We start from the raw sequence: 26,584 nt of genomic DNA, 5'->3' as shown, positions 1-26,584 counted from the left end.
TTTCCTTCAAAATCATTGAACTGGGCACAAGGGGCGGATTGTAGCGTACTTGGGCGGTAATCGCGCAGAGGGGCCAGGCGGTTTATTTGACCTGCCAGACAGCCGCGCGCCCGGCGCGATCTATGCTTGCTATAGAGGCAATGTGTTCGGCCGGGCGTTGATCCGAGTAATTTCCTGACCTTTGAGTCAGAAAAATATTGACCAGATAGACAGGTGTTGCTTAGAGTCCGCCCAACAACAATAAAACCATTGCGAGGCCATCCCCGTGATCCAGTTTCTCGTCAACCAGGAGCTGCGTAGTGAGCACGCCCTGGACCCGAACATGACGGTGCTGCAGTACCTGCGCGAGCACTTGGGCAAACCCGGCACCAAGGAGGGCTGCGCCAGTGGTGACTGCGGCGCCTGCACCGTGGTCGTCGGCGAATTGACCCAGGACGAACAAGGCAATGACAGCCTGCGCTACCGCAGCCTCAACTCGTGCCTCACCTTTGTCTCGTCGCTGCACGGCAAGCAACTGATCAGCGTCGAAGGTCTCAAGCACCAGGGCCAATTGCACAGCGTGCAACAGGCCATGGCCGATTGCCATGGCTCGCAATGCGGCTTCTGCACCCCAGGCTTTGTCATGTCGCTGTTCGCCCTGCAAAAGAACAGCAGCGGCCCCGACCTGCACCAGGCCCAGGAAGCCCTGGCCGGCAACCTGTGCCGCTGCACCGGCTACCGCCCGATCCTCGACGCCGCCGAGCAGAGCTGCCGCCAGCCCTGCCGCGACCAGTTCGATGCCCAGCAGGCGCACACCATCAGCCGCCTAAAGGCCATTACGCCGACCCAGACGGGAGAGCTGAACAGTGGCGACAAGCGGTGCCTGGTGCCGCTGACCGTGGCCGACCTGGCCGACCTGTACAGCTCACACCCCGAAGCCCGCCTGCTGGCCGGCGGTACCGACCTGGCCCTGGAAGTGACCCAGTTCCACAAGACCTTGCCGGTGATGATTTATGTCGGCCACGTGGCCGAGCTCAAGCGCATCGAAAAAACCGCCAGCCACCTGGAAATCGGCGCGGCCACCCCGCTTACCGACTGCTACGGCGCACTCCACGAGGAGTACCCGGACTTCGGCGACCTGCTGCACCGCTTCGCCTCGCTGCAGATTCGCAACCAGGGCACCCTGGGCGGCAATATCGGCAACGCCTCGCCCATCGGCGACTCGCCTCCCCTGCTGATTGCCCTGGACGCGCAGATCGTCCTGCGCCAAGGCGAGCGCCAGCGCACCATGGCACTGGAAGACTACTTCATCGACTACCGCATCACTGCCCGCCAGGACAGCGAGTTCATCGAGAAGATCATCGTGCCTCGCGCCACCAGCGACTGGGCGTTCCGCGCCTACAAAGTGTCCAAGCGCCTGGACGACGACATTTCTGCCGTGTGCGCGGCCTTCAACCTGAGCATCGAAAACGGCGTGGTCAGTGGTGTGCGCATCGCCTTCGGCGGCATGGCGGCCATCCCTAAACGGGCCCGTGCATGCGAAGCCGCATTGCGCGGCAAGCCATGGAACCAGGGCGCCATCGAACGTGCCTGCCAGGCCCTGGCCGAGGACTTCACCCCGCTCAGCGACTTCCGCGCCAGCAAGGAATACCGCCTGCTGACCGCGCAGAACCTGCTGCGCAAGTACTTCATCGAACAGCAAACGCCGCACATCGAAACCCGGGTGACCGCTTATGTCTAACCATCACGTAGCCAAGAGCCAGGCCGAGATGGCCGAGCTGTTCAGCCAGGACCTGACCACCGGGGTGGGCCGCAGCGTCAAGCACGACAGCGCCGACAAGCATGTATCCGGCGAGGCGCTGTACATCGACGACCGCCTGGAATTCCCCAACCAGCTGCACGTTTATGCGCGCACCGCCGACCGCGCCCATGCGCGCATCCTGCGCATCGACACCACGCCGTGCTATGCCTTCGAGGGTGTGCGTATTGCCATCACCCACGAAGACATCCCCGGTCTGAAAGACATAGGCCCGGTGGTGGCCGGCGACCCGCTGCTGGCCATCGACAAGGTCGAGTTCTTCGGCCAGCCAGTGCTTGCCGTGGCCGCCCGTGACCTTGAAACCGCACGCCGTGCGGCCATGGCCGCCATCGTCGAATACGAAGACCTTGAACCGGTGCTGGATGTGGTCGATGCGCTGCGCAAAAAGCACTTCGTACTCGACAGCCACACCCACCAGCGCGGCGACTCCGCTGCCGCCCTGGCCACAGCCCCGCACCGCATTCAGGGCACCCTGCACATCGGCGGCCAGGAACACTTCTACCTGGAAACGCAGATTTCCTCGGTGATGCCTACCGAAGACGGCGGCATGATCGTCTACTGCTCCACGCAGAACCCCACCGAGGTGCAGAAACTGGTCGCCGAAGTACTCGACGTGCCGATGAACAAGGTGGTGCTGGACATGCGCCGCATGGGTGGCGGTTTTGGCGGCAAGGAAACCCAGGCCGCCAGCCCGGCGTGCCTGTGCGCGGTAATTGCGCGCCTGACCGGCCAGCCCACCAAGATGCGCCTGCCGCGGGTCGAAGACATGACCATGACCGGCAAGCGCCACCCGTTCTACGTCGAGTACGACGTGGGCTTTGACGACACCGGCCGGCTGCACGGTATCAACTTCGACCTGGCCGGCAACTGCGGGTACTCGCCCGACCTGTCGGGCTCGATCGTCGACCGCGCCATGTTCCACTCCGACAACGCCTACTACCTGGGCGATGCCACCGTGCATGGCCACCGCTGCAAGACCAACACCGCCTCCAACACCGCCTACCGCGGTTTTGGCGGCCCGCAGGGCATGGTCGCCATCGAGCAGGTCATGGACCATATCGCCCGCCACCTGGGCCGTGACCCGCTGGCGGTGCGCAAGGCCAACTACTACGGCAAGACCGAGCGTAATGTCACCCACTACTACCAGACCGTCGAGCACAACATGCTCGAAGAGATGACCGCCGACCTGGAAGCCAGCAGCGACTACGCCGAGCGCCGCGAGTCGATCCGCCGCTTCAACGCCAACAGCCCGGTGCTGAAGAAGGGCCTGGCGCTGACGCCGGTCAAGTTCGGCATTTCGTTCACCGCCACCTTCCTCAACCAGGCCGGTGCGCTGATCCACATCTACACCGATGGCAGCATTCACCTGAACCACGGCGGCACCGAGATGGGCCAGGGCCTGAACACCAAGGTGGCCCAGGTAGTGGCGCAGATCTTCCAGGTGGACTTCAGCCGCATACAGATCACCGCCACCAACACCGACAAGGTGCCCAACACCTCGCCGACCGCAGCCTCCAGTGGCGCCGACCTGAATGGCAAGGCAGCGCAGAACGCTGCCGAAATCCTCAAGCGGCGCCTGACCGAGTTTGCCGCACGGCACTATCAGGTGACCGAGGAAGACGTCGAGTTCCGCAACGGCCATGTGCGCATGCGCGACCAGATCGTCAGCTTCGAGCAACTGGTGCAGCAGGCTTACTTCGCGCAGGTGTCGCTGTCCAGCACCGGGTTCTATCGCACACCGAAAATCTTCTACGACCGCAGCCAGGCACGCGGCCGGCCGTTCTACTACTACGCCTTCGGCGCTGCCTGCGTGGAAGTGATCGTGGATACCCTGACCGGCGAATACAAGATGCTGCGCGCCGACATCCTGCACGACGTGGGTGACTCGCTTAACCCGGCCATCGACATTGGCCAGGTGGAAGGCGGCTTCATCCAGGGCATGGGTTGGCTGACCACCGAAGAACTGGTATGGAACGCCAAGGGCAAACTGATGACCAACGGCCCGGCCAGCTACAAGATCCCGGCCGTCGCCGACATGCCGCTGGACCTGCGGGTGAAGCTGGTGGAAAACCGCAAGAACCCGGAAGACACCGTGTTCCATTCCAAGGCCGTGGGCGAGCCGCCGTTCATGCTCGGCATTGCGGCCTGGTGTGCGATCAAGGATGCCGTGGCCAGCCTGGCCGACTACCGCGTGCAGCCGAACATTGACGCGCCCGCGACACCGGAGCGGGTGCTGTGGGGTTGTGAGCAGATGCGCAAGGCGGTGGCTGCCACTCAGCCTGTAGAACAGCAACTGGAAACCGTCACTCACTGAGGTTGGGTGGGCGCCTGTTCGGGCCCTATCGCCGGCAAGCCGGGCTCCCACAGGTGCTGCACCGCTGGCAAGCCCTGTGCTCTGCGTGTGGGAGCCCGGCTTGCCGGCGATAGGGCCCGAACAGGCCACCTGGAATGAGGAACTGCATCATGCACCAATGGATCAACGCCCTCGCCGACCACCAGTCCCGTGGCGAAGCCTGCGTGCTGGTTACCATCATCGAGGAGCGCGGCTCGACCCCGCGCAACGCAGGCTCGAAGATGGTGGTCAGCGCCAGTGGCCTGTTCGACACCATCGGCGGCGGCCACCTGGAATACAAGGCCCTGCACATCGCCCGGCAAATGCTCGAAGAGCAGCGCACCACCCCACACCTGGAGCGCTTCAGCCTTGGCGCCAGCCTGGGCCAGTGCTGCGGCGGCGTCACCGTGCTGCTGTTCGAGCCCATGGCCGCCGTGCAGGCGCAGATCGCCGTGTTCGGCGCGGGCCATGTCGGCCGGGCTCTGGTACCCTTGCTCGCCGCGCTGCCCTGCCGGGTGCGCTGGATCGATTCGCGCGAACAGGAATTCCCCGAGCTCATCCCCAACGGGGTGACCAAGGTCGTCAGTGAGGAACCGGTCGACGAAGTCGCAGACCTGCCACCAGGCTGCTACTGCATCGTCATGACCCACAACCACCAGCTCGACCTGGAGCTGACCGCCGCCATTCTCAAGCGCAACGACTTCACCTGGTTCGGCCTGATCGGCTCGAAGACCAAACGGGTCAAGTTCGAGCACCGCCTGCGCGAGCGCGGCTACGACGAGGCCGTGCTGGCGCGCATGCGCTGTCCGATGGGCCTGCCCGAGGTAAAGGGCAAGCTGCCCATCGAAATCGCCGTGTCCATCGCCGGCGAAATCATCGCCACCTACAACGCCTGCTTCGGCCAGCACGACGCTGCTGCCAATGCCGGCCCCATTGCCCAGTTGCTGCCGCCCTCCCGGCGCAGCCAAGCTATTTGACGAGTGTGTTATGACCGTTACCCGTAAAGCCTACCGTGCCGCCATCCTGCACAGCATCGCCGACCCGGCCGAGGTGGGCCTGGAGGCTTCCCATGAGTATTTCGAAGACGGCCTGCTGGTGGTCGACGATGGCCGCATCAGCGCCATTGGCCACGCCAGCGAACTGCTGCCGACCCTGGACGCAGGCATCCCGGTGGAGCACTACCAGGACGCGCTGATCACCCCGGGTTTTATCGACACCCACATCCATTTCCCGCAAACCGGCATGATCGGCTCTTACGGCGAGCAACTGCTGGACTGGCTGAACACTTACACCTTCCCCTGCGAAAAGCAGTTCGCCGACAAAGCGCACGCCGACCAGGTGGCGAAAATCTTCCTCAAGGAACTGCTGCGCAACGGCACCACCACCGCGCTGGTATTCGGTAGCGTGCACCCGGAATCGGTCAACGCCCTGTTCGAAGAGGCCGAGCGCCTGGACCTGCGTCTGATCGCCGGCAAGGTGATGATGGACCGCAACGCCCCGGACTACCTGACCGACACCGCCGAATCCGGCTATGCCGAGAGCAAGGCGCTGATCGAGCGCTGGCACGGCAAGGGCCGCCTGCATTACGCAGTTACCCCGCGCTTCGCCCCGACCAGCACACCCGAACAGCTGACCCTGGCCGGCCAGTTGCTCAAGGAACACCCGGGCGTGTACATGCACACGCACCTGTCGGAAAACCTCAAGGAAATCGACTGGGTCAAGTCGCTGTTCCCTGAGCAGAAGGGTTACCTGGACGTGTACGACCACTTCGAGCTGTTGGGCGAGCGCTCGGTGTTTGCGCACGGCGTGCACCTGTGCGACGACGAATGCCAGCGCCTGGCCGAAACCGGCTCGGCCGTGGCCTTCTGCCCCACCTCCAACCTGTTCCTCGGCAGCGGCCTGTTCAACCTGCCCCAGGCTGAGCGCTTCAAGGTCAACGTGGGCCTGGGTACCGACGTCGGCGCCGGCACCAGCTTCTCGCTGCTCAACACCCTGAACGAAGCGTACAAGGTGATGCAGCTGCAAGGCGCGCGCCTGCACCCGTACAAGTCGCTGTACCTGGCCACCCTCGGCGGCGCCCGCGCCCTGCGCCTGGACGACCGCATCGGCAGCCTGCGCCCGGGCAACGATGCCGACTTCGTGGTGCTGGACTACAAGGCCACGCCGCTGCTGGACTACCGCATTCAGCAGTCCAACAGCATCGAAGAGACCCTGTTTGTGCTCACCACCCTGGGCGACGACCGCACTGTGCGTGAAACCTACGCTGCAGGGCGTTGCGTGCACCAGCGCTAAGGCTCTTTTGCCAGGCCCCGGTAAAGCGCGCCGCCGATTGCAGCACCGATCAGCGGCGCTACCCAGAACAGCCACAGCTGTTGCAGGGCCCAGCCACCGACGAACAAGGCCGGCCCCGTGCTACGCGCGGGGTTGACCGAGGTGTTGGTGATCGGGATCGATATCAGGTGGATCAGGGTCAGGGCCAGGCCGATGGCTATGGGCGCAAAACCTGCCGGCGCCCGGGAGTCGGTCGCCCCCATGATCACCACCAGGAACATCGCCGTCATCACCACTTCACTGATGAAACCCGCACCCAGCGTATAACCACCGGGCGAGTGGTCGGCATAGCCGTTTGAAGCCAATCCCGACGACAACTCGAAACCGGCCTTGCCGCTGGCGATGAGGTAGATCACCCCGGCCGCCAGGATGGCGCCAATCACTTGCGCGATCACGTAGGGCAGCAGCTCTTTGGCAGGAAAGCGCCCCCCCACCACCAGCCCCAGCGACACGGCAGGGTTGAGGTGGCAGCCAGAGATATGGCCGATGGCGAAGGCCATGGTCAGCACTGTGAGGCCGAAGGCGAAGGCAACACCGAGAACGCCGATACCGAGAGGCGAACTGGCAGCGAGGACCGCACTGCCACAGCCACCAAGGACCAGCCAGAAGGTGCCGATAAGTTCGGCACCCATGCGTTTACCGAGGGACATGCTCATGAATCCATTCCTCAAGAAGTTGAACGCAACGAATGCGCAAGCCCAACTGCTTGATGAAGGTTTGCTCACAAGAATTTAGCAGACGTTTGGTTTATGGCCAGAAATGACTGGGGGCCGCTGCGCGCCCATTCGCAGCACAAGGCTGCTCCTACAGGGATCGCGTAACGCCTGTAGGAGCAGCCTCGTGCTGCGAATGGGCTGCAAAGCAGCCCCCTTCACTCACCTTGGCAAACGATCAACCCTTGGCAGAAACCTTGGGCTTTTTCAGCAAATGCGAGAACACCGCATGCAGATCGTCCGAGGCGCTCTCCTCATCCAGGTTCAGCTTGCTGTCGATGTGGTCCATGTGGTGCATCATCAGGCTCACGGCCTGCTCGGCATCACGCGCCTCGATGGCATCGATCAGCTGCATGTGCTCGTCATACGAGCAATGCGAGCGGTTGCCGCTTTCGTACTGGGCAATGATCAGCGAAGTCTGCGACACCAGGCTGCGCTGGAAGCTCACCAGCGGCGCATTGCCCGCGGCTTCCGCCAGCTTGAGGTGGAACTCGCCGGAAAGACGAATGCCGGCACCGCGATCACCGCGAGAGAAGCTGTCGCGCTCCTCGCGCACCATCTGCCGCAGTTCGTTGAGCTGATCCAGGGTGGCGTGCTGCACGGCCAGTTCGGTAATGGCCCGCTCCACCATACGCCGCGAGAAAAACACCTGGCGCGCCTCTTCTACCGTGGGGCTGGCCACCACTGCACCGCGGTTCGGCCGCAGCAGCACCACGCTTTCGTGGGCCAGGCGCGACAGGGCGCGGCGGATGATGGTGCGGCTGACGCCGAAGATTTCGCCCAGCGCTTCCTCGCTCAACTTGGTGCCCGGCGCCAGGCGCTGCTCGAGGATCGCCTCGAAAATGTGCGCGTAGACGATGTCGTCCTGGGTACCACTGCGGCCGGCCTTGCCGACACGTGCAGGTTTCTTCAGAGGTTGCAGCTGTTCGTTCATGGGCTCTCGAGGCACGAAGAGAAAGTATGGCGCCATTGTACACAGGCTGAGGCGATTCCGCAGGGGGCGTTTTACCTATATAGCCGTTGTACGACGCATTGCGCACACAAAACATAAAACATTATTTGCATTCTTTGTACACAAAAGCATAATCCACCGAGCAACTTCTTGACCCATGAGTCAACAAAACGGTCAGACGTCTGCCTTCCCTCGCGGAGCCGCCAAGTGCATTGCGCAGGAAACTGGCTCCATAACAACAAGAAAGACTTGAGGAGTACTCGCTGTGGAAAGCCGCAAATCCGAAGCCCCTACGCTGGATCTCGCCCCACCGCTCGAAACAAGCTGGCTGGAGCGGATTTTCAAACTCAAGCAACATGGCAGCACCGTCAAAACCGAAATGATCGCCGGGGTGACCACCTTCATCACCATGGCCTACATCATCTTCGTCAACCCCAACATCATGGCCGACGCCGGCATCGACCATGGTGCCGCTTTCGTCGCCACCTGCATCGCCGCCGCGCTGGGCTGCCTGCTGATGGGCCTGTACGCCAACTGGCCGGTGGGCCTGGCGCCGGGCATGGGGCTTAACGCCTTCTTCACCTACACCGTGGTCGGCACCATGGGCTACAACTGGGAAACGGCACTGGGGGCGGTGTTCGTCTCGGGCGTGCTGTTCATGTTCCTGACCTTGTCGAAAGTGCGCGAATGGTTGCTCAACAGCATCCCGGTCAGCCTGCGCCATGCCATGGGGGCCGGCGTCGGATTGTTTCTCGGGCTGATCGGCCTGAAAACGGCAGGCATCATCGTCGACAGCCCCGCCACCCTGATCAAGCTGGGCTCGCTGCATGAGCCGGGGCCGCTGCTGGCGGCAATCTGCTTCCTGCTGATCGCCATCCTCAGCTACAAGCGGGTGTTCGGCGCGATCCTCATCAGCATCATTGGCGTCACCCTGGCAGGCTGGGGCCTGGGCCTGGTCAAGTTTGGCGGGGTGATGTCGATGCCGCCAAGCCTGGCACCGACCTGGATGGCCATGGACGTGGCCGGCGTGTTCAACGTCAGCATGATCAGCGTGGTGCTGGCGTTCCTGTTCGTGCACATGTTCGACACCGCCGGCACGCTGATGGGGGTTGCCCAGCGAGCGAACCTGGTAGCGCCGGACGGGCGTATCGAAGGCCTTTCACGCGCTTTGAAGGCCGACAGTGCTTCCAGCGTATTCGGTGCTGTGGTCGGCGTGCCTCCAGTGACCAGTTATGTGGAGAGTGCCGCCGGTGTAGCCGCAGGTGGTCGTACCGGCCTGACTGCGGTGGTGGTTGGCCTGCTGTTCATCGCCGCGATGTTCTTCGCCCCACTGGCCGGGATGATTCCCGCCTACGCAACGGCGGGTGCGTTGATCTACGTGGCAATGCTGATGATGGGCAGCATGGCGCACATCCATTGGGACGAAGCCACCGACAGCATTCCGGCGATCGTCACGGTCATCATGATGCCGCTGACCTTCTCCGTTGCCGATGGTATCGCGCTGGGTTTCATCACCTACGTCGCGTTGAAGGCAGGCACCGGCAAGTACAAGGAAATCTCGGCCAGCCTGTGGGTGCTGTGCGCCATCTTCATTGCCAAGTTCGTGTTCCTCTAAGCACCGGTAGCCTGGCTATAGAGTTTTGGTGTCTTCGAAATCGAGCGCCGCGCGAGCGGCGCTCGATTTCATTCCGGCTATAAAACCCACGCCGAACACCCCGCATCACCCACCACTTTCCTGCAGACGAAAAAAAGCCCGCCAGTGTGAGAGCGGGCCAAAGGACCTACGAAGATTCTTCTAGCGACCAACTAGCTTCCACGATAGGTCGAATAGCTGTACGGCGAGATCAGCAGCGGCACGTGGTAGTGCTCCTGCGACTCATCGATGCCAAAGCGCAGCACAACAACATCCAGAAACGCCTGGGCCGGCAACTGCACGCCACGGGCGCGGTAGTAATCGCCAGCGCTGAACTGCAACTGGTAAACACCGGTGCGGTAGTCGTCACCCTGCAGCAGCGGCGCGTCGACGCGGCCATCGCTGTTGGTCAGGGCGGTGTTCACCAGCTCCAGTTGCTGGCCTTCGACGCGGTACAGCTCGACCTTGATCGAGCTGCCCGGGCAGCCATGCGCGGCATCCAGTACGTGTGTGGTCAAACGTCCCATTGCGTGTCGCCTCTTGTTCAATCTGTGGGCAAAAAATACTCAGCCATCGCACCAGCATAGCGCCTGCGGCAGGCGGGAATGACGCCATTAAGACATTCCATCGCCAGATTGTACACAATTTTTTAAACCCATCTGTCGCGCCCGGTATTTCCTGCCCATAAACGATCCATCGGTCGCAAATACAGGCCGCGTAACGAGGCTAACGTCATTAGCTGACCAATCAGGCAGGTTTCTTGCACTGTATTTCCAGGTCGCTGCGCGGCGACAAAAGGGAAGAAATGCGGAAAAACAGGCTTACAAAAGATTTCAGAAGTTGTATACAATCAGCCCATCCGGTGGTGCGACATACCGACGCGGCCCGCCCACCACCCGCACTAACGCACAAGAAGGAAGACTGCAGTGAGCGCTGACTACCCTCGCGACCTGATCGGTTACGGCAACAACCCTCCTCACCCGCAATGGCCGGGCAACGCTCGCATCGCGCTGTCTTTCGTCCTCAATTACGAGGAAGGCGGCGAACGCAACATCCTGCACGGTGACAAAGAGTCCGAAGCCTTCCTGTCCGAGATGGTCGCTGCCCAGCCGCTGCAGGGCCAGCGCAACATGAGCATGGAGTCGCTGTACGAATACGGCAGCCGTGCTGGCGTGTGGCGCCTGCTGAAGCTGTTCAAGGACAGCGGCGTGCCATTGACCGTCTTCGCCGTGGCCATGGCCGCCCAGCGCCACCCTGACGTGATCCGCGCCATGGCCGAAGCCGGCCACGAGATCTGCAGCCACGGCTACCGCTGGATCGACTACCAGAACATGGACGAGGCCCAGGAGCGCGAGCACATGCTCGAAGCCATCCGCATCCTCACCGAACTCACCGGCGAGCGCCCGGTGGGCTGGTACACCGGCCGCACCGGCCCGAACACCCGCCGCCTGGTGATGGAAGAAGGCGGGTTCCTGTACGACAGCGACACCTACGACGACGACCTGCCCTACTGGGAGCCGAACAACCCCACCGACAAGCCGCACCTGGTGATCCCCTACACCCTGGACACCAACGACATGCGTTTCACCCAGGTACAGGGTTTCAACTGCGGCGAGCAGTTCTTCCAGTACCTGAAAGACGCCTTTGATGTGCTGTACGCCGAAGGCGCCGAAGCGCCGAAAATGCTCTCCATCGGCCTGCACTGCCGCCTGGTCGGCCGCCCGGCACGCCTGGCTGCACTCAAGCGCTTCGTCGATTACGCAAAAAGCCATGACCAGGTCTGGTTCGCCCGTCGCGTGGATATCGCCCGCCACTGGCACGCCACCCACCCGTACAAGAAAGAGAACGCCTGATGACCGCCTTCAACACCCTCAAGCCCTCCGCCCTGAGCCGTGACGCCTTCGTCGAGGCCTTCGCCGACATCTACGAGCACTCGCCGTGGGTTGCCGAAAAAGCCTACGACCTGGGCCAGTTGGGCGAGCTGGACGAGATCGAAGCGCTGCACCAGCGCATGAGCGACATCCTGCTCAGCGCCAACCACGCCGACCAGCTGGCGCTGATCAACGCTCACCCGGACCTGGCCGGCAAGGCCGCCATCCAGGGCGAGCTGACCGAATCGAGCACCAACGAACAGGCCGGCGCCGGTATCCACCAGTGCACCGCCGAAGAGTTCGCCCGCTTCACCGAACTGAACGATGCCTACAAGGCCAAATTCCAGTTCCCGTTCATCATGGCGGTGAAGGGCAGCAACCGGCACCAGATCCTCGCCGCCTTTGAAAAACGCATCCACAACGATGCAGATGCCGAATTCAAGGAAGCCCTGGCGCAGATCAACCTGATCGCCCTGTTCCGCCTGCTGCAGTTGTAAGCGACAGCCGAACCTTTTTCAGTACAACGAACATATAAGAGAGACCCGCATGCGCACCCTGATGATCGAGCCCCTGACCAAAGAAGCCTTCGCCCAGTTCGGAGATGTGATCGAAACCGACGGCAGCGACCACTTCATGATCAACAACGGCTCGACCATGCGCTTTCACAAGCTCGCCACGGTCGAGACCGCCGAGCCCGAAGACAAGGCGATCATCAGCATCTTCCGCGCCGACGCGCTGGACATGCCGCTGACCGTACGCATGCTGGAACGCCATCCGCTGGGCAGCCAGGCTTTCATCCCGCTGCTCGGCAACCCCTTTCTGATCGTGGTCGCGCCCGTTGGCGATGCACCTGTATCAGGCTTGGTCCGCGCCTTCCGCAGTAATGGCAGGCAGGGCATCAATTACCATCGCGGCGTTTGGCACCACCCGGTGCTCACGATCGAAAAGCGGGATGATTTCCTGGTGGTTGATCGCAGTGGTTCTGGCAACAACTGCGATGAGCATTACTTCACCGAGGAACAGATGCTGATCCTCAATCCCCACCAATAAGAAAAGGTCGATCATCGTCAGGTGATCGGCAGAGGTACATACTGTGGAAGCACACCTTCACGAATGGCTGAACCTGAGCATTCGCTGGGTTCACATGATCACCGGTGTCGCCTGGATCGGTGCATCGTTCTACTTCGTCTGGCTGGAGAACCACCTGAACCGAAGCAACCCGCGCGATGGGTTGTCGGGTGATCTCTGGGCAATTCACGGCGGTGGTATCTACCACCTGGAGAAATACAAGCTCGCACCCCCGAAAATGCCCGAGAACCTGCACTGGTTCAAATGGGAAGCCTACTTCACCTGGATGTCCGGTATCGCCCTGCTGTGCGTGGTGTTCTACTGGAACCCGGCGCTGTACCTGCTGGCCCCTGGCAGCACCCTGAGCGGTGCCGAAGGCGTGGCCATCGGTATCGGCTCGCTGATCGCTGGCTGGTTCATCTACGACTTCCTGTGCGACTCGCCCCTGGGCAAGAAGCCAGCGCTGCTCGGCGGTGTGCTGTTCGTGCTGATCATCGCCGCCTGCTGGGGCTTCAGCCTGGTGTTCAGCGGCCGTGGTGCATACCTGCACACCGGCGCGATCATCGGCACCATCATGGTCGGTAACGTGTTCCGCATCATCATGCCGGCCCAGCGCCAGCTGGTGGCGGCGATCGAGAACAACCAGACGCCCGACCCGGTGCTGCCGGCCAAGGGCCTGCTGCGCTCGCGCCACAACAACTACTTCACCCTGCCGGTGCTGTTCATCATGATCAGCAACCATTTCCCGAGCACCTACGGTAGCCAGTACAACTGGCTGATCCTGGCCGGTATCGCAGTAGCCGCGGTTCTGATCCGCCACTACTTCAACACCCGCCACGACAGCAACAAGTACGCCTGGACCCTGCCGGTCGGCGCCCTGGCGATGATCTGCCTGGCCTACGTCACCGGTCCGAAACCGATGGCCGTAAGCCCTGAGCAAGCGGCAGCGAAGGTCGAGTACCAGCCGCTGCCTGCGACTGCCGTCGGTGGCAAGACCGCTGCCGAGCAGCGCGCCGAGGACGCAGCCAAGGCTGCCGAAGCGCCGGCTGCACCAGCGCAAGCACCGGCCCAGGCCGCTGCCCAGGCCGGCGGTGGCGACTTCGACAAGATCCACAATGTCATCCAGGAACGCTGCACCGTGTGCCACTCGTCCAAGCCGACCAGCCCACTGTTCAGCGCCGCCCCTGCCGGCGTGATGTTCGACACCCCGCAGCAGATCCAGGCCCAGGCCGCGCGCATCCAGGCGCAAGCGGTCGCCAGCCAGATCATGCCGCTGGGCAACATCACCCAGATGACCACCGAAGAGCGCAAGCTCGTCGGCGACTGGATCGCCAAAGGTGCCCAGGTCAATTGAAACACCCTCCTACCAGGCGACTGAGTCCCCTGTAGGAGCGGCCTTGCGCCGCGAAGAGGCCGGTTAACCCGGCCTCAAACTTGAAGATTCACGCAACAAGCAAGCATCGAGCGTTCAACTGCAAGCGGGAACCCCGGTCTCTCTTCACCGAGAAACTGCCGCTTGGAGCTTGCCGCTTGGATCCGAGAATAAAAACAAAACTCGAGGTGCTGCATGTCCGAGTCACGCAAGGCGTATATCCCCATTGCGCCGCCGCGCGAACCCTTGCCCTTGTTCCAACTGATCCTGGTTGGCCTGCAACACGTTCTGCTGATGTACGGTGGCGCGATTGCCGTGCCGTTGATCATCGGCCAGGCCGCTGGGTTGTCCCGTGAAGAAGTCGCTTTCCTGATCAACGCCGACCTGCTGGTCGCTGGCGTCGCCACCATCATCCAGTCGTTCGGTATCGGCCCGGTGGGCATCCGCATGCCGGTGATGATGGGTGCCAGTTTCGCTGCTGTCGGCAGCATGGTGGCCATGGCCGGCATGCCCGGCGTAGGCCTGCAGGGGATCTTCGGGGCGACCATCGCCGCCGGGTTCTTCGGCATGCTGATCGCGCCGTTCATGTCCAAGGTCGTACGTTTCTTCCCGCCGCTGGTCACCGGTACGGTGATCACCTCGATTGGCCTGTCGCTGTTCCCGGTGGCAGTCAACTGGGCTGGTGGCGGCCATGAAGCTGAAACCTTCGGCTCGCCGATCTACCTACTGGTGGCCGGCCTGGTGCTGGCGGTCATCCTGCTGATCAACCGCTTCATGCGTGGCTTCTGGGTCAACGTATCGGTGCTGGTGGGCATGGGCCTTGGCTACATCCTGGCCGGCTCCATCGGCATGGTCGACCTGTCTGGCCTGAAAGACGCGCCGTGGTTGCAGGTGGTAACCCCACTGCACTTCGGCATGCCGACCTTCAGCCTGGCGCCGATCCTGTCCATGTGCCTGGTGGTGGTGATCATCTTCGTCGAGTCCACCGGCATGTTCCTGGCCCTGGGCAAGGTGACTGATCGCGAAGTTACGCCAGGGATGCTGCGTCGCGGCCTGCTGTGCGATGCCGGTGCATCGTTCATTGCCGGCTTCTTCAACACCTTTACCCACTCCTCGTTCGCCCAGAACATCGGCCTGGTGCAGATGACCGGGGTGCGCTGCCGCTTTGTCACCATCGTGGCCGGTGCACTGCTGATCCTGCTCAGCCTGCTGCCAAAAGCGGCCTTCCTGATTGCCTCGATCCCGCCTGCGGTACTGGGCGGCGCGTCCATTGCCATGTTCGGCATGGTCACTGCCACCGGGATCAAGATTCTTCAGGAGGCGGACATCGGCGACCGCCGCAACCAGCTGCTGGTGGCGGTGAGCGTCGGCTTCGGGTTGATCCCCGTAGTGCGTCCGGAGTTCTTTGCCCAGATGCCGCAGTGGATGGAACCCATCACCCACAGTGGTATCGCCATGGCCACGGTCAGTGCCCTGGTGTTGAACGTGCTGTTCAACATCCTCGGTGGCGCCGACCGCGCGGTGCACAACGACGCCTGTCACCAGCATTGAGCCATAAGGGGCGGCGCTTTGCCGCCCCTCACCCACATCTGCAGTAACCGCTACGCCGTCGACCCGCCGGAATGGGTCGCCCGGGGCGCCTGCGCGCCAAAAAAACCGCCAACAAAAACAATAAGTCCGGGAATCACAACATGAAGCGCATCACCACGTCCCTGTTGTTGGGCAGCAGCCTGCTGGCCACCCTACCCTCGCATGCAGGCGAATGGCTGCAATGGCATGGCGAGAGCCTGACCTACCTGTATGGCAAGGACTTCAAGGTCAACCCTGATATCCAGCAAACCATCACGTTCGAGCACGCCAACAAATGGAAGTACGGCGACACCTTCATGTTCGTCGACAAGATCTTCTACAACGGCAAGGCCGACGCCAGCAAAGGCGTGACCACCTACTACGGCGAGTTCAGCCCGCGCCTGTCGTTCGGCAAGATCTTCGACCAGAAACTTGCCTTCGGCCCTATCAAGGACGTGCTGTTGGCCATGACCTACGAGCGTGGCGAAGGCGACAACGAAGCCTACCTGATCGGCCCCGGCTTTGACCTGAACATCCCCGGCTTCAACTATTTCACCCTCAACTTCTACGTGCGCAACACCGAGGGCAGCCGCCCCGGCGACAACGTCTGGCAGATCACCCCTGGCTGGTCGTACACCATCGCCGTGGGCAGGTCTGACATTCTGATCGACGGTTACATGGACTGGGTCCCCGACAACGACCAGACCCGCCGTGGCACCTATCACGCCAACCTGCACTTCAACCCGCAGGTCAAATACGACTTGGGCAAGGCGCTGAACCTGGGCGCCAAGCAGCTCTACGTGGGCTTTGAGTACAGCTACTGGAAGGACAAATACGGCATCGACAGCCGCGGCAACCTGGAAAGCAACCAGAGCGTCGCCAGTGCCCTGATCAAAGTGCATTTCTAATAAACTGACCAAACGCACAAGTTTGAACCACCCCGCTCCAGGACGGAGCACTTGAGGCGCGGCGCGCAAGCCAGTAATCTGCGCGCCCCCTCGATCAGGGCAGAACGGATTCTGCCTGCGTTTACTGACCGCTCAGTCAATGAATACGGGCGGTTGGCCAACGTGTTGCCAGCCTGAAAGACCCTTTTCATCCGTTCAGAACGAAGTCGAGCAGGAAGGTTTTGCCAACCCGGAAAAGTTGGCTCAACCCTTGCCAAACAGCTGTGGCCTATCGAAAAAAGCTGACTCGCAAGACAACAAAAAAGCGCCAATACCGAGCGCTGACAACAGATCAATCAAGGGAGCGACACTCGCAATGCGTACCATCAACAGCCTGATCCTCGCCGGCGGCCTGCTGGCCTGTGGCACCACCTACGCCGACGACCTGCTGCAATGGCAGAACAACAGCCTGACCTACCTGTGGGGCAAGAACTTCAAGGTCAACCCGGCGATCCAGCAAACCGTCACGTTCGAGCACGCGGATGGCTGGAAGTACGGCGACAACTTCATCTTCGTCGACAAGATCTTCTACCAAGGCCAGAAAGACGCCGGCAATGGCCCGAATACCTATTACGGTGAGATCAGCCCACGCCTGTCGTTCAACAAGATCTTCGACCAGAAGGTCGAGTTCGGCCCGGTCAAGGACGTGCTGCTGGCGATGACCTACGAGTTTGGCGAGGGTGACACCGAGTCGTACCTGATCGGCCCAGGCTTCGACCTGGCCATCCCCGGCTTTGACTACTTCCAGCTGAACTTCTACAACCGCACCACCGACGGCAGCCGCGCTGGTGACAACGTATGGCAGATCACCCCGGTATGGTCGTACACCATTCCGGTGGGCGATTCCGACGTGCTGATCGACGGCTTCATGGACTGGGTGGTGGACAACGACGAGAACCGCCGCGGCACCTACCACGCCAACCTGCACTTCAACCCGCAGATCAAGTATGACCTGGGCAAGGCATTGCACCTGGGCGAGAAGCAGCTGTATGTGGGTGTGGAGTACGACTACTGGAAGAACAAGTACGGCATCAAGGACAGCGATGCCTTTACGACTGACCAGAACACCATGAGCTTCCTGGTAAAAGTGCACTTCTGATGCGCTGAAACGTGACAGCGCGTTGACTTTTCAACGCGCCGTTACGTGTAGTTCAATGCACACAACGTAAGTGATTTCCTACAACTTACTCAGATAGATCTTACTTACATTAAAACCTGCCTTGAAAGTCAGAGCGAGTACACAGGGTAACAACACGCCAAACAGCAAAAGACCCGCCTCTACCTGCCAGTGCTCAAGCACTCGCAAGATGTCCAGCACCAACATCACGCTACTGATTGTCAACGCCAGGCCGAACACTGCACAGCACTTATACAACGCCTCGACCCCCGCCCCATGAAGCAGCAGCCACAGGCCCAGCGCCCCCCACGCCATGGCCGTAGCCAGGTAAAGCGCCAAGTGGTAAACATCGTAAGTCAACACATTTCCAAACATGGATTACTCCTCCTGACATGTGGGAATAGTAAAATGTTGACTATAAGCGCTGTCACTCCACCCGAACACTGCGAAATTTTGACAAAATTTTTGCACTACACCCTCTAGCATGCTTTTCTTCTTGCACTCAAAAAAAGAAAACAGGCCCACTTAATGCGCACGCCCCTCGCCGCCCCTTGGCGGTATCTTCTGTTAGTTTGCTCACTGTGGTTTGGCATTTTCCTGCTGACCCGCCTGATATTGCTGGCCACCCATCTCGATGAAGTTCATGGCGACTACATCTCGTTATTCTTCAGTGGTGCCCTGTACGACCTGAGCTTCCTCACCTACGCCGCCCTGCCGCTAGGGCTGTACCTGGCCGTGTGCCCGGCAGCTTTGTGGCGCACGCGCTGGCATCGCCGGCTGATGAGCGGGGTACTGGTCGTCAGCCTATTCGTGATGCTGTTTGTCGCGGTGGCCGAGTGGCTGTTCTGGGACGAATTCGGCGTGCGCTTCAACTTCATCGCGGTCGACTACCTGGTGTACTCCAAGGAAGTGCTGGACAACATCCGCGAGTCCTACCCCCTGCCAACCCTGCTGGGCAGCATCGCTGTCGTCGCCGTGCTGCTTGCCCTGGTCTTGCGCAAGCCCCTGGCACAAGCGCTGGCAGCACCGGGCCCCACCCTACGCCAGCGCCTTGGCGGCATTGCCGTGCTGGCGGTTCTGGGTGGCCTGAGTGTGCTATTGGTCGACCAGCAGTTCCCCCGAGGCCAGGGCGGTAACGCTTACCAGCGCGAACTGGCCAGCAACGGCCCATACCAGTTCTTTGCCGCGTTCCGTAACAACGAACTCGATTACACCCAGTTCTATGCCAGCCTTGACGCGGCAGAAGCCGGTGCGCAGATGCATCAGGAACTGGCCGAGCCCAACGCCCGCTTCCAGGCCAGCGAGCCCGAAGATATTCGCCGCCACATCAGCGCCGACGGCACGCCACGCAAACCGAACATCATCCTGGTCACCATCGAAAGTTTCAGTGCCAAGTACATGGGCAGCAACGGCGACCCGCGTAACCTCACGCCCAACCTGGATGCCCTGCGCCGCGAGAGCCTGTACTTCAACAACTTCTACGCCACCGGCACCCGTACTGATCGCGGCCTGGAAGCGATCACCCTATCGATCCCGCCCACGCCGGGGCGCTCCATTGTCAAACGCATTGGCCGTGAAAGCGGCTACGGCAGCCTGGGGCAGCAACTGGCTGCAGTGGGCTACGACCCCGTGTTCGTCTATGGCGGGCGCGGCTACTTCGACAACATGAACGCCTTCTTCAGCGGCAACGGCTATCGCATCGTCGACCAGAGCAGCGTGGCTGAAAGCGAAATCAGCTTCAAGAACGCCTGGGGTATGGCCGATGAGGACCTGTATCGGCAGGCCCTGAAACTGGCCGATGCCGACCATGCCAAGCAGCAGCCGTTCTTGCTGCAGTTGATGACCACTTCCAATCACCGCCCTTATACCTACCCGGACGGCCGAATCGACATCCCCTCGGGCGACGGCCGCGAAGGCGCAGTGAAGTACACCGACCATGCCATCGCCCAGTTCCTGCGCGACGCCAAGGGCAAGCCGTGGTTCGACAATACCCTGTTCGTCTTCGTCGCCGACCACACCGCCGGGAGCGCAGGGATGGAAGACTTGCCGGTGAGCAACTACCAGATTCCGCTGTGGATCTACGCGCCCAAGCTGATCGCCCCCCGCGAAGACGCACAACTGGCCAGCCAGATCGACCTTGCACCAACCCTGCTCGGCCTGCTCAACCTGAGCTACACCTCGACCTTCTTCGGCCGTGACCTGCTGCGCGAAGGTAGCTTGCCGCCACGGGTACTGATCGGCAACTACCAGCACCTGGGGCTGTTCGACGGCAAGGACCTGGCGATCCTCAGCCCACGCGGCGGCATGCGGGTGCATCAGGATGCACTGGGCAACAGTCGGGAAATGGCTGCTGGCACCGACACCCCGCTGGTTCGCCGGGCTATCGCCTACTACCAGAGTGCGGCCAACGACTTCAGCAAAGGGCTGCTGGCCTGGAAACCACAGGATCAAGGTGCGCTGACCGAACAGTAAACCAGTGAGCCGACAACGCGTTATATGGCACCGGCTTTGCCGGTGTTCGCGGGCTTGCCCGCTCCCACAGGGCCAGTGCTATTTCTAAGGTTTGCTGTACTTGTGGGAGCGGGCAAGCCCCCGCCATGCACCTTATGTGGCAGGCCGGATTGCCTGCCACAATTTGCCGGCAACCGCCACCACCGCCAGCACCACGCCACCGGCCAGCACACCGGCTACGCCATTGAGCAGTGCCCCGGTCAACGCCCCGCCACGCCCCTCGCTGAACGCCTCGATGGCATGATGCAGCGGCTCGATGCCATGAACCAGAATGCCGCCACCGACCAGAAACATCGCCGCCGTGCCGATCACCGACAGGCTTTTCATCATGTACGGTGCGGCCCGCAGGATTCCGTTACCAACGGCCTGGGTCAGGCTCGATGCCTTTTGGGTCATCCACAACCCCAGGTCATCGAGCTTGACGATGCCGGCCACCAGCCCGTAAACGCCGATGGTCATGACGATGGCGATGCCCGACAGCACGATGATCTGCTGGCTCAGCGGCGCATCGGCCACGGTACCCAAGGTGATGGCGATGATTTCCGCTGACAGGATGAAATCGGTGCGCACCGCGCCCTTGATCTTGGTTTTCTCGAACGCCACCAGGTCGACAGTGGCGTCAGCCACGGCTTCCTTCCGGGCATTGTGCTGCGCGTCGTCCTCTTCCTTGCTGTGCAGGAACTTGTGCGCCAGCTTCTCGAAGCCTTCGAAACACAGGTAGGCGCCACCGATCATCAACAATGGCGTAACCGCCCACGGAATGAACGCACTGATCAGCAGCGCTGCCGGCACCAGGATTGCCTTGTTGACGAACGACCCCTTGGCCACCGCCCACACCACCGGTATTTCGCGCTCGGCACGCACACCGGTAACCTGCTGGGCGTTCAGCGCCAGGTCATCGCCCAGCACACCTGCTGTTTTTTTTGCCGCCACCTTGGTCATTAGCGAGACGTCATCAAGCACCGTGGCGATGTCGTCGATCAGTACCAGTAGACTGCTTCCTGCCATGTTTGCCTGTATCCAGATAGGTGTGTGCCACGGATTCTAGCCCAAAGCCGCTGCCTTGAGCGCCCGTCGAGCGCGGTGCTACCATGCCCGATCCCTCTTAGAGGTGGCCAGACACGAGGAAGATCCCTGACCATGAGCACCATTCGCGAGCGCAACAAGGAATTGATCCTGCGCGCGGCCAGCGAGGAATTCGCCGACAAGGGCTTCGCCGCCACCAAGACCAGCGATATCGCGGCCAAGGCCGGCCTGCCCAAGCCGAACGTGTATTACTACTTCAAGTCCAAGGACAACCTCTACCGCGAAGTCCTGGAAAGCATCATCGCGCCAATCATGCAGGCCTCGACGCCGTTCAATGCCGAGGGCGACCCCAAGGAAGTGCTGAGTGCGTACATTCGTTCGAAGATCCGCATCTCGCGCGACCTGCCGCACGCCTCCAAGGTGTTTGCCAGCGAGATCATGCACGGCGCCCCGCACCTGTCGCCCAACCAGGTGGAGCAGCTGAACGAGCAGGCCCGGCACAACATCGAGTGCATCCAGCGCTGGATCGACCGCGGGCAGATTGCCCATGTGGACGCGCATCACCTGATGTTCAGCATCTGGGCGGCGACCCAGACCTATGCCGACTTCGACTGGCAGATTTCTGCGGTGACTGGCAAGGCCAAGCTGGCCGACAGCGATTATGACGCGGCGGCCGAGACCATCATTCGCATGGTCTTGAAAGGCTGTGAGCCTGAAGCAGCGTGACAGGGCCACTGGGGCTGCTTCGCAGCCCATTCGCCGGCAAGCCAGCTCCCACAGGGCTTCCACAGTTCCTGATCACTGTGGTGTACCTGTGGGAGCTGGCTTGCCGGCGATGTGGCCAGATCAGGCCATAGCGATTTAGGCTGCTACACCCGCATCCGCCTTCAACCCCACCTCCTCGATCGCACTGATCGCACACTGCTCGTCGATATCCGACGTATCGCCGCTGATCCCCACCGCACCCAGCACCTTACCGTCCTGATCACGAATCAGCACACCACCCGGTGCCGGCACCACCGGCCGTTCACCCATCCCGTTCAACGCGGCAAAAAACGCCGGACGCTGCTGCGCGTCCAGCGCCAGCAGGCGCGACCCCTTGCCCAGGGCAATCGCGCCCCAGGCTTTGCCAGTGGCAACTTCAGGGCGGATAAGGCTTGCGCCATCCTCACGCTGTAGCGCCAGCAGGTGCCCGCCGGCATCCAGCACCGCCACGGTCAGTGGCGCGGCATTGATCTTGCGGCCTGCTGCCAGTGCGGCATTTACCAGGCTGACAGCGACTTTCAGGTTCAAGACGTTCATGGAAAGGTCCTCTTCTTGTTGTGAGAAGCCCTGAGGGCAGTTGAAAACCGATAGGGCAAATAGAACACAACGAAAGGATATTTTGTATACAATATTTTGAAACGATCGTATGCGATGGCGCAAATAGCCGTTTTCACGGCCGCTTTGACGAAACCCGGCCTACCCGATGAAAACCCATTGACCTGAGCCGCCAGCCGTGAATACACTCTGTCGCAAAGCAAGTTGTATACAATTACAAAATCGATGAGGCACAACCCATGAGCAAAATGAGAGCAATCGATGCAGCCGTTCTGGTCATGCGCCGTGAAGGTGTAGATACCGCGTTCGGCATCCCAGGGGCTGCCATCAACCCGTTGTACTCGGCCCTGAAGAAAGTCGGTGGCATCGATCACGTCCTCGCTCGCCACGTCGAAGGTGCCTCGCACATGGCCGAGGGCTACACCCGTGCCAACCCGGGCAACATCGGCGTGTGCATCGGCACTTCCGGCCCAGCCGGCACCGACATGGTCACCGGCCTGTACAGCGCCTCGGCCGACTCCATCCCGATCCTCTGCATCACCGGCCAGGCCCCGCGTGCACGCCTGCACAAAGAAGACTTCCAGGCCGTCGACATCACCAGCATCGTCAAGCCGGTGACCAAGTGGGCGACCACCGTTCTGGAGCCAGGCCAGGTGCCTTACGCCTTCCAGAAGGCCTTCTATGAAATGCGCACCGGCCGCCCAGGCCCGGTACTGATCGACCTGCCGTTCGACGTGCAGATGGCCGAAATCGAATTCGACATCGACGCCTACGAGCCGCTGGCCGTCAACAAGCCGTCCGCCACTCGCGTACAGGCTGAAAAAGCTCTGGCCCTGCTCAACGACGCCGAGCGCCCGCTGCTGGTCGCCGGCGGCGGCATCATCAACGCCGATGCCAGCGACAAGCTGGTCGAGTTCGCCGAACTGACCGGCGTACCGGTAATCCCGACCCTGATGGGCTGGGGCACCATCCCGGACGACCACGCCCAAATGGTCGGCATGGTCGGCCTGCAGACTTCGCACCGCTACGGCAACGCCACCCTGCTGAAATCCGACCTGGTGTTCGGTATCGGTAACCGCTGGGCCAACCGCCACACCGGCTCCGTCGATGTCTACACCGAAGGCCGCAAGTTCGTGCACGTCGACATCGAACCGACCCAGATCGGCCGCGTATTCACCCCGGACCTGGGTATCGTTTCCGACGCTGGCAAGGCACTGGACGTGTTCCTGGAAGTGGCCCGCGAGTGGAAAGCCGCTGGCAAGCTGAAGGACCGTGCTGCCTGGCTGGAAGATTGCCAACAGCGCAAAGCCACCCTGCAGCGCAAGACCCACTTCGACAACGTGCCGGTCAAGCCGCAGCGCGTGTATGAAGAGATGAACCAGGTATTCGGCAAGGACACCACCTACGTCAGCACCATCGGCCTGTCGCAGATTGCCGGCGCGCAGTTCCTGCACGTGTACAAGCCACGCCACTGGATCAACTGCGGCCAGGCCGGCCCGCTGGGCTGGACCATCCCTGCCGCACTGGGTGTTGTGAAGGCAGACCCGAAACGCAAGGTTGTCGCGCTGTCGGGTGACTACGACTTCCAGTTCATGATCGAGGAACTGGCAGTGGGTGCGCAGTTCAACCTGCCGTACGTCCACGTGCTGGTGAACAACGCCTACCTGGGCCTGATCCGTCAGGCGCAGCGTGGCTTCGACATGGATTACTGTGTACAACTGGCGTTCGAGAACATCAACTCGACCGACGCCGCCACCTACGGTGTCGACCACGTTGCAGTGGTCGAAGGCCTGGGCTGCAAAGCCATTCGCGTGTTCGAGCCGGCCGAGATCGCCCCTGCCCTGCTCAAGGCGCAGAAGATGGCCGAAGAGTTCCGCGTGCCGGTTGTGGTCGAAGTGATTCTCGAGCGTGTGACCAACATTTCCATGGGCACCGAGATCAACGCGGTCAACGAGTTCGAAGACCTGGCGCTGGTCGGCAACGACGCGCCAACCGCCATCTCGATGCTGGACTGATCGCCTGACGCCCCCAGGCACGCCCTGGGGGCCTTCATCGCAAGGAGACAACTCATGCCTCGCTTCGCTGCCAACCTGTCCATGCTGTTCACCGAACAGGACTTCCTGGCCCGCTTCAAGGCTGCCGCCGACGCCGGTTTCAGTGGCGTCGAATACCTGTTCCCCTACGACTTCAGCGCTGCAGAAATCAAGCAGCAGCTGGAAGCCAATGGCCTGACCCAGGTGCTGTTCAACCTGCCTGCCGGCGACTGGGCCAAAGGTGAGCGCGGTATCACCTGCCACCCCGACCGCATCGAAGAATTCCGCGCCGGTGTCGACAAGGCCATCGAATACGCCAAGGTGCTGGGCAACACCCAGGTCAACGCCCTGGCCGGCATTCGCCCACAAGGCCCGGACTGCGCCACCGTGCGCAAGACCTTCGTCGAAAACCTGCGCTACGCAGCCGAAAAGCTCAAGGCCGCCGGTATCCGCCTGGTCATGGAAATGATCAACACCCGCGACATCCCGGGCTTTTACCTGAACACCACCCAGCAGGCCCTGGAAATCCAGGCCGAAGTGGGCAGTGACAACCTGTTCCTGCAGTACGACATCTACCACATGCAGATCATGGAAGGTGACCTGGCTCGCACCATGGAAACCAACCTGCAACTGATCAACCACATCCAGCTGGCCGACAACCCCGGCCGCAATGAACCAGGCACCGGCGAGATCAACTACCGCTTCCTGTTCGAGCACCTGGACCGCATTGGCTACCAAGGCTGGGTGGGCGCGGAGTACAAGCCCAAGACCACCACCGAAGCGGGCCTGGGCTGGCTGAAAACCCACAACGCAATCTGAGGAACAACTCGGGACCCTGTGGGAGCGGGCTCGCCCGCGAACACCGGCAAAGCCGGTGCCATCCACCGAGTTGTCTGCTTCGCGGGCGAGCCCGCTCCCACAGGGGGCCAAAGCTTGCTTGAGATATCACAATTACAAAGAGGTAATTTCTCATGGCTAAAATCGGTTTCATCGGCACCGGCATCATGGGCAAGCCCATGGCCCAAAACCTGCAAAAAGCAGGTCACAGCCTGTTCGTTTCCACCCACCACGACGCCGCGCCAGCCGACCTGATCGCCGCCGGTGCAGTGGCCCTGGCCAACCCGAAAGAAGTTGCCCAGGAAGCCGAATTCATCATCGTCATGGTGCCGGACACTCCGCAGGTGGAAGCCGTACTGTTCGGTGAAAACGGCGTGGCTGAGGGCGTAGGCCCGAACAAGATCGTGATCGACATGAGTTCGATCTCGCCTACCGCCACCAAAGCGTTCGCCGAAAAAATCAAGGCAACCGGCGCAGCCTACCTGGACGCCCCGGTGTCCGGTGGTGAAGTCGGCGCCAAGGCCGCTACCCTGAGCATCATGGTTGGTGGCTGCCCGAAAGCCTTCGAGCGCACCCTGCCGCTGTTCGAAGCCATGGGCAAGAACATCACCCGCGTGGGTGGCAACGGTGACGGCCAGACCGCCAAGGTCGCCAACCAGATCATCGTCGCCCTGAACATCCAGGCCGTCAGCGAAGCACTGCTGTTCGCCGCCAAGAACGGCGCCGACCCGGCCAAGGTGCGTGAAGCACTGATGGGCGGCTTTGCTTCGTCGAAAATCCTCGAAGTGCACGCCGAGCGCATGATCAAGGGCACCTTCGACCCAGGCTTCCGCATCAACCTGCACCAGAAAGACCTGAACCTGGCCCTGCAAGGCGCCAAGGAACTGGGCATCAACCTGCCCAACACCTCCAATGCCCAGCAAGTGTTCAACACCTGCCAGGCCCTGGGTGGCGGCAACTGGGACCACTCGGCGCTGATCAAAGGCCTGGAACACATGGCCAACTTCTCGATCCGCGGCGACAAGTAAGTAGTAGACCTTACCGGCTTCTTCGCGGCGGTTCAGCGCGAAGAAGCCAACACCGCTGAACCTGCGACCACAGGTTCAGCGGTAGCACCGAGCAACACCCGCCCCTGGTTCGGCCTGCACGGAGGC

Annotated in this window: 23 protein-coding genes; 17 read left to right on the top strand and 6 right to left on the bottom strand. The window is 61.6% G+C overall.

All coding sequences use genetic code 11. The features are described 5' to 3' along the window. Window positions 1–265: 265 nt before the first annotated feature. From xdhA to guaD, 4 genes are all read left to right on the top strand, one after another. On the top strand, window positions 266–1,720 hold the full coding sequence (gene xdhA / locus PP4_RS07605; RefSeq protein ID WP_016498620.1) for a xanthine dehydrogenase small subunit: 1,455 nt from the start codon (window positions 266–268) through the stop codon (window positions 1,718–1,720). Then, window positions 1,713–4,112 carry a xanthine dehydrogenase molybdopterin binding subunit gene (gene xdhB, locus PP4_RS07600; protein WP_016498619.1) on the top strand — a complete coding sequence of 800 codons (2,400 nt, stop codon included), beginning with the start codon at window positions 1,713–1,715 and terminating at the stop codon, window positions 4,110–4,112. The genes xdhA and xdhB overlap by 8 nt, the downstream gene beginning before the upstream one ends. 149 nt (window positions 4,113–4,261) lie before the next feature. Further along, entirely contained in the window at window positions 4,262–5,107 is an 846-nt protein-coding gene (xdhC, locus tag PP4_RS07595; RefSeq protein WP_016498618.1) for a xanthine dehydrogenase accessory protein XdhC, read from the top strand. Between the two features lie 10 nt (window positions 5,108–5,117). After that, window positions 5,118–6,422 carry a guanine deaminase gene (gene guaD, locus PP4_RS07590; RefSeq protein ID WP_016498617.1) on the top strand — a complete coding sequence of 435 codons (1,305 nt, stop codon included), beginning with the start codon at window positions 5,118–5,120 and terminating at the stop codon, window positions 6,420–6,422. On the opposite strand, the gene aqpZ is transcribed toward guaD, so the two are convergent. Beyond that, window positions 6,419–7,117, bottom strand: a complete 699-nt coding sequence (aqpZ, locus tag PP4_RS07585) for an aquaporin Z (protein WP_016498616.1) — start codon at window positions 7,115–7,117, stop codon at window positions 6,419–6,421. The genes guaD and aqpZ overlap by 4 nt on opposite strands. 235 nt (window positions 7,118–7,352) lie before the next feature. Beyond that, on the bottom strand, window positions 7,353–8,108 hold the full coding sequence (locus PP4_RS07580) for a GntR family transcriptional regulator (protein WP_012273431.1): 756 nt from the start codon (window positions 8,106–8,108) through the stop codon (window positions 7,353–7,355). A 283-nt stretch (window positions 8,109–8,391) separates the two neighbouring features. Between PP4_RS07580 and PP4_RS07575 the strand changes: the two genes are divergently transcribed. Then, window positions 8,392–9,741, top strand: a complete 1,350-nt coding sequence (locus PP4_RS07575) for an NCS2 family permease (RefSeq protein ID WP_016498615.1) — start codon at window positions 8,392–8,394, stop codon at window positions 9,739–9,741. A 191-nt stretch (window positions 9,742–9,932) separates the two neighbouring features. On the opposite strand, the gene uraH is transcribed toward PP4_RS07575, so the two are convergent. Beyond that, a complete protein-coding gene (gene uraH, locus PP4_RS07570) occupies window positions 9,933–10,286 on the bottom strand; it encodes a hydroxyisourate hydrolase (protein WP_003254328.1) in 354 nt (117 codons plus the stop codon). 399 nt (window positions 10,287–10,685) lie between these two features. On the opposite strand from uraH, the gene puuE reads away from it, so the two are divergent. The 7 genes from puuE to PP4_RS07535 all read left to right on the top strand — a co-directional run bounded on the left by puuE (window position 10,686) and on the right by PP4_RS07535 (window position 17,685). After that, window positions 10,686–11,612: an allantoinase PuuE gene (gene puuE / locus PP4_RS07565; protein ID WP_016498614.1), complete on the top strand. Its 927-nt coding sequence runs from the start codon at window positions 10,686–10,688 to the stop codon at window positions 11,610–11,612. After that, entirely contained in the window at window positions 11,612–12,127 is a 516-nt protein-coding gene (uraD, locus tag PP4_RS07560; protein WP_016498613.1) for a 2-oxo-4-hydroxy-4-carboxy-5-ureidoimidazoline decarboxylase, read from the top strand. The genes puuE and uraD overlap by 1 nt, the downstream gene beginning before the upstream one ends. 49 nt (window positions 12,128–12,176) lie before the next feature. Continuing rightward, a complete protein-coding gene (locus tag PP4_RS07555) occupies window positions 12,177–12,680 on the top strand; it encodes an ureidoglycolate lyase (protein ID WP_016488365.1) in 504 nt (167 codons plus the stop codon). A gap of 43 nt (window positions 12,681–12,723) precedes the next feature. Then, window positions 12,724–14,052: a urate hydroxylase PuuD gene (locus PP4_RS07550; protein WP_016488366.1), complete on the top strand. Its 1,329-nt coding sequence runs from the start codon at window positions 12,724–12,726 to the stop codon at window positions 14,050–14,052. Window positions 14,053–14,265: 213 nt separating this feature from the next. After that, window positions 14,266–15,621: a nucleobase:cation symporter-2 family protein gene (locus PP4_RS07545; protein ID WP_012273436.1), complete on the top strand. Its 1,356-nt coding sequence runs from the start codon at window positions 14,266–14,268 to the stop codon at window positions 15,619–15,621. Between the two features lie 140 nt (window positions 15,622–15,761). Next, window positions 15,762–16,547 (top strand): outer membrane protein OmpK, encoded by a 786-nt coding sequence (locus tag PP4_RS07540; RefSeq protein WP_041167649.1) that lies wholly within the window; start codon window positions 15,762–15,764, stop codon window positions 16,545–16,547. 355 nt (window positions 16,548–16,902) lie between these two features. Beyond that, window positions 16,903–17,685 carry an outer membrane protein OmpK gene (locus PP4_RS07535; RefSeq protein WP_016498611.1) on the top strand — a complete coding sequence of 261 codons (783 nt, stop codon included), beginning with the start codon at window positions 16,903–16,905 and terminating at the stop codon, window positions 17,683–17,685. 78 nt (window positions 17,686–17,763) lie between these two features. Here PP4_RS07535 and PP4_RS07530 read toward each other — a convergent pair whose 3' ends face one another. Next, the gene (locus PP4_RS07530; RefSeq protein WP_016498610.1) at window positions 17,764–18,078 is read right to left on the bottom strand and encodes a hypothetical protein; all 315 of its coding nucleotides are present in this window, start codon (window positions 18,076–18,078) and stop codon (window positions 17,764–17,766) included. Between the two features lie 153 nt (window positions 18,079–18,231). On the opposite strand from PP4_RS07530, the gene PP4_RS07525 reads away from it, so the two are divergent. Next, entirely contained in the window at window positions 18,232–20,175 is a 1,944-nt protein-coding gene (locus PP4_RS07525; RefSeq protein WP_016498609.1) for an LTA synthase family protein, read from the top strand. 132 nt (window positions 20,176–20,307) lie between these two features. On the opposite strand, the gene PP4_RS07520 is transcribed toward PP4_RS07525, so the two are convergent. Next, window positions 20,308–21,222: a DUF808 domain-containing protein gene (locus PP4_RS07520; protein ID WP_016498608.1), complete on the bottom strand. Its 915-nt coding sequence runs from the start codon at window positions 21,220–21,222 to the stop codon at window positions 20,308–20,310. Window positions 21,223–21,354: 132 nt separating this feature from the next. On the opposite strand from PP4_RS07520, the gene PP4_RS07515 reads away from it, so the two are divergent. Beyond that, the gene (locus tag PP4_RS07515; RefSeq protein ID WP_016498607.1) at window positions 21,355–21,966 is read left to right on the top strand and encodes a TetR/AcrR family transcriptional regulator; all 612 of its coding nucleotides are present in this window, start codon (window positions 21,355–21,357) and stop codon (window positions 21,964–21,966) included. A gap of 135 nt (window positions 21,967–22,101) precedes the next feature. Here PP4_RS07515 and PP4_RS07510 read toward each other — a convergent pair whose 3' ends face one another. After that, window positions 22,102–22,542, bottom strand: a complete 441-nt coding sequence (locus PP4_RS07510) for a GlcG/HbpS family heme-binding protein (RefSeq protein WP_016498606.1) — start codon at window positions 22,540–22,542, stop codon at window positions 22,102–22,104. A gap of 257 nt (window positions 22,543–22,799) precedes the next feature. On the opposite strand from PP4_RS07510, the gene gcl reads away from it, so the two are divergent. The 3 genes from gcl to PP4_RS07495 all read left to right on the top strand — a co-directional run bounded on the left by gcl (window position 22,800) and on the right by PP4_RS07495 (window position 26,458). Beyond that, on the top strand, window positions 22,800–24,575 hold the full coding sequence (gene gcl / locus PP4_RS07505; protein ID WP_016498605.1) for a glyoxylate carboligase: 1,776 nt from the start codon (window positions 22,800–22,802) through the stop codon (window positions 24,573–24,575). A 54-nt stretch (window positions 24,576–24,629) separates the two neighbouring features. Then, window positions 24,630–25,412, top strand: coding sequence for a hydroxypyruvate isomerase (gene hyi, locus PP4_RS07500; RefSeq protein ID WP_016498604.1), 783 nt, complete (start codon window positions 24,630–24,632; stop codon window positions 25,410–25,412). A 152-nt stretch (window positions 25,413–25,564) separates the two neighbouring features. Continuing rightward, window positions 25,565–26,458, top strand: coding sequence for a 2-hydroxy-3-oxopropionate reductase (locus PP4_RS07495; RefSeq protein ID WP_016498603.1), 894 nt, complete (start codon window positions 25,565–25,567; stop codon window positions 26,456–26,458). Window positions 26,459–26,584: the final 126 nt, after the last annotated feature.

Source organism: Pseudomonas putida NBRC 14164, assembly GCF_000412675.1.
GTDB classification, from domain to species: domain Bacteria; phylum Pseudomonadota; class Gammaproteobacteria; order Pseudomonadales; family Pseudomonadaceae; genus Aquipseudomonas; species Aquipseudomonas putida.
Note: the sequence above shows the minus strand (reverse complement) of the source record. Positions and strands in the feature narration are given on the sequence as shown.

Bases quoted from the DNA above. Each gene is read 5' to 3' on its own strand.
- PP4_RS07515 (WP_016498607.1), top strand. From the start codon at position 21,355: ATGAGCACCATTCGCGAGCGCAACAAGGAATTGATCCTGCGCGCGGCC.
- PP4_RS07530 (WP_016498610.1), bottom strand. From the start codon at position 18,078: ATGTTTGGAAATGTGTTGACTTACGATGTTTACCACTTGGCGCTTTAC.
- PP4_RS07495 (WP_016498603.1), top strand. From the start codon at position 25,565: ATGGCTAAAATCGGTTTCATCGGCACCGGCATCATGGGCAAGCCCATG.
- aqpZ (WP_016498616.1), bottom strand. From the start codon at position 7,117: ATGAGCATGTCCCTCGGTAAACGCATGGGTGCCGAACTTATCGGCACC.
- PP4_RS07540 (WP_041167649.1), top strand. From the start codon at position 15,762: ATGAAGCGCATCACCACGTCCCTGTTGTTGGGCAGCAGCCTGCTGGCC.
- PP4_RS07535 (WP_016498611.1), top strand. From the start codon at position 16,903: ATGCGTACCATCAACAGCCTGATCCTCGCCGGCGGCCTGCTGGCCTGT.
- xdhC (WP_016498618.1), top strand. From the start codon at position 4,262: ATGCACCAATGGATCAACGCCCTCGCCGACCACCAGTCCCGTGGCGAA.
- xdhB (WP_016498619.1), top strand. From the start codon at position 1,713: ATGTCTAACCATCACGTAGCCAAGAGCCAGGCCGAGATGGCCGAGCTG.
- PP4_RS07525 (WP_016498609.1), top strand. From the start codon at position 18,232: ATGCGCACGCCCCTCGCCGCCCCTTGGCGGTATCTTCTGTTAGTTTGC.
- uraH (WP_003254328.1), bottom strand. From the start codon at position 10,286: ATGGGACGTTTGACCACACACGTACTGGATGCCGCGCATGGCTGCCCG.
- PP4_RS07545 (WP_012273436.1), top strand. From the start codon at position 14,266: ATGTCCGAGTCACGCAAGGCGTATATCCCCATTGCGCCGCCGCGCGAA.
- guaD (WP_016498617.1), top strand. From the start codon at position 5,118: ATGACCGTTACCCGTAAAGCCTACCGTGCCGCCATCCTGCACAGCATC.
- uraD (WP_016498613.1), top strand. From the start codon at position 11,612: ATGACCGCCTTCAACACCCTCAAGCCCTCCGCCCTGAGCCGTGACGCC.
- PP4_RS07510 (WP_016498606.1), bottom strand. From the start codon at position 22,542: ATGAACGTCTTGAACCTGAAAGTCGCTGTCAGCCTGGTAAATGCCGCA.
- gcl (WP_016498605.1), top strand. From the start codon at position 22,800: ATGAGCAAAATGAGAGCAATCGATGCAGCCGTTCTGGTCATGCGCCGT.
- PP4_RS07520 (WP_016498608.1), bottom strand. From the start codon at position 21,222: ATGGCAGGAAGCAGTCTACTGGTACTGATCGACGACATCGCCACGGTG.
- PP4_RS07580 (WP_012273431.1), bottom strand. From the start codon at position 8,108: ATGAACGAACAGCTGCAACCTCTGAAGAAACCTGCACGTGTCGGCAAG.
- hyi (WP_016498604.1), top strand. From the start codon at position 24,630: ATGCCTCGCTTCGCTGCCAACCTGTCCATGCTGTTCACCGAACAGGAC.
- PP4_RS07555 (WP_016488365.1), top strand. From the start codon at position 12,177: ATGCGCACCCTGATGATCGAGCCCCTGACCAAAGAAGCCTTCGCCCAG.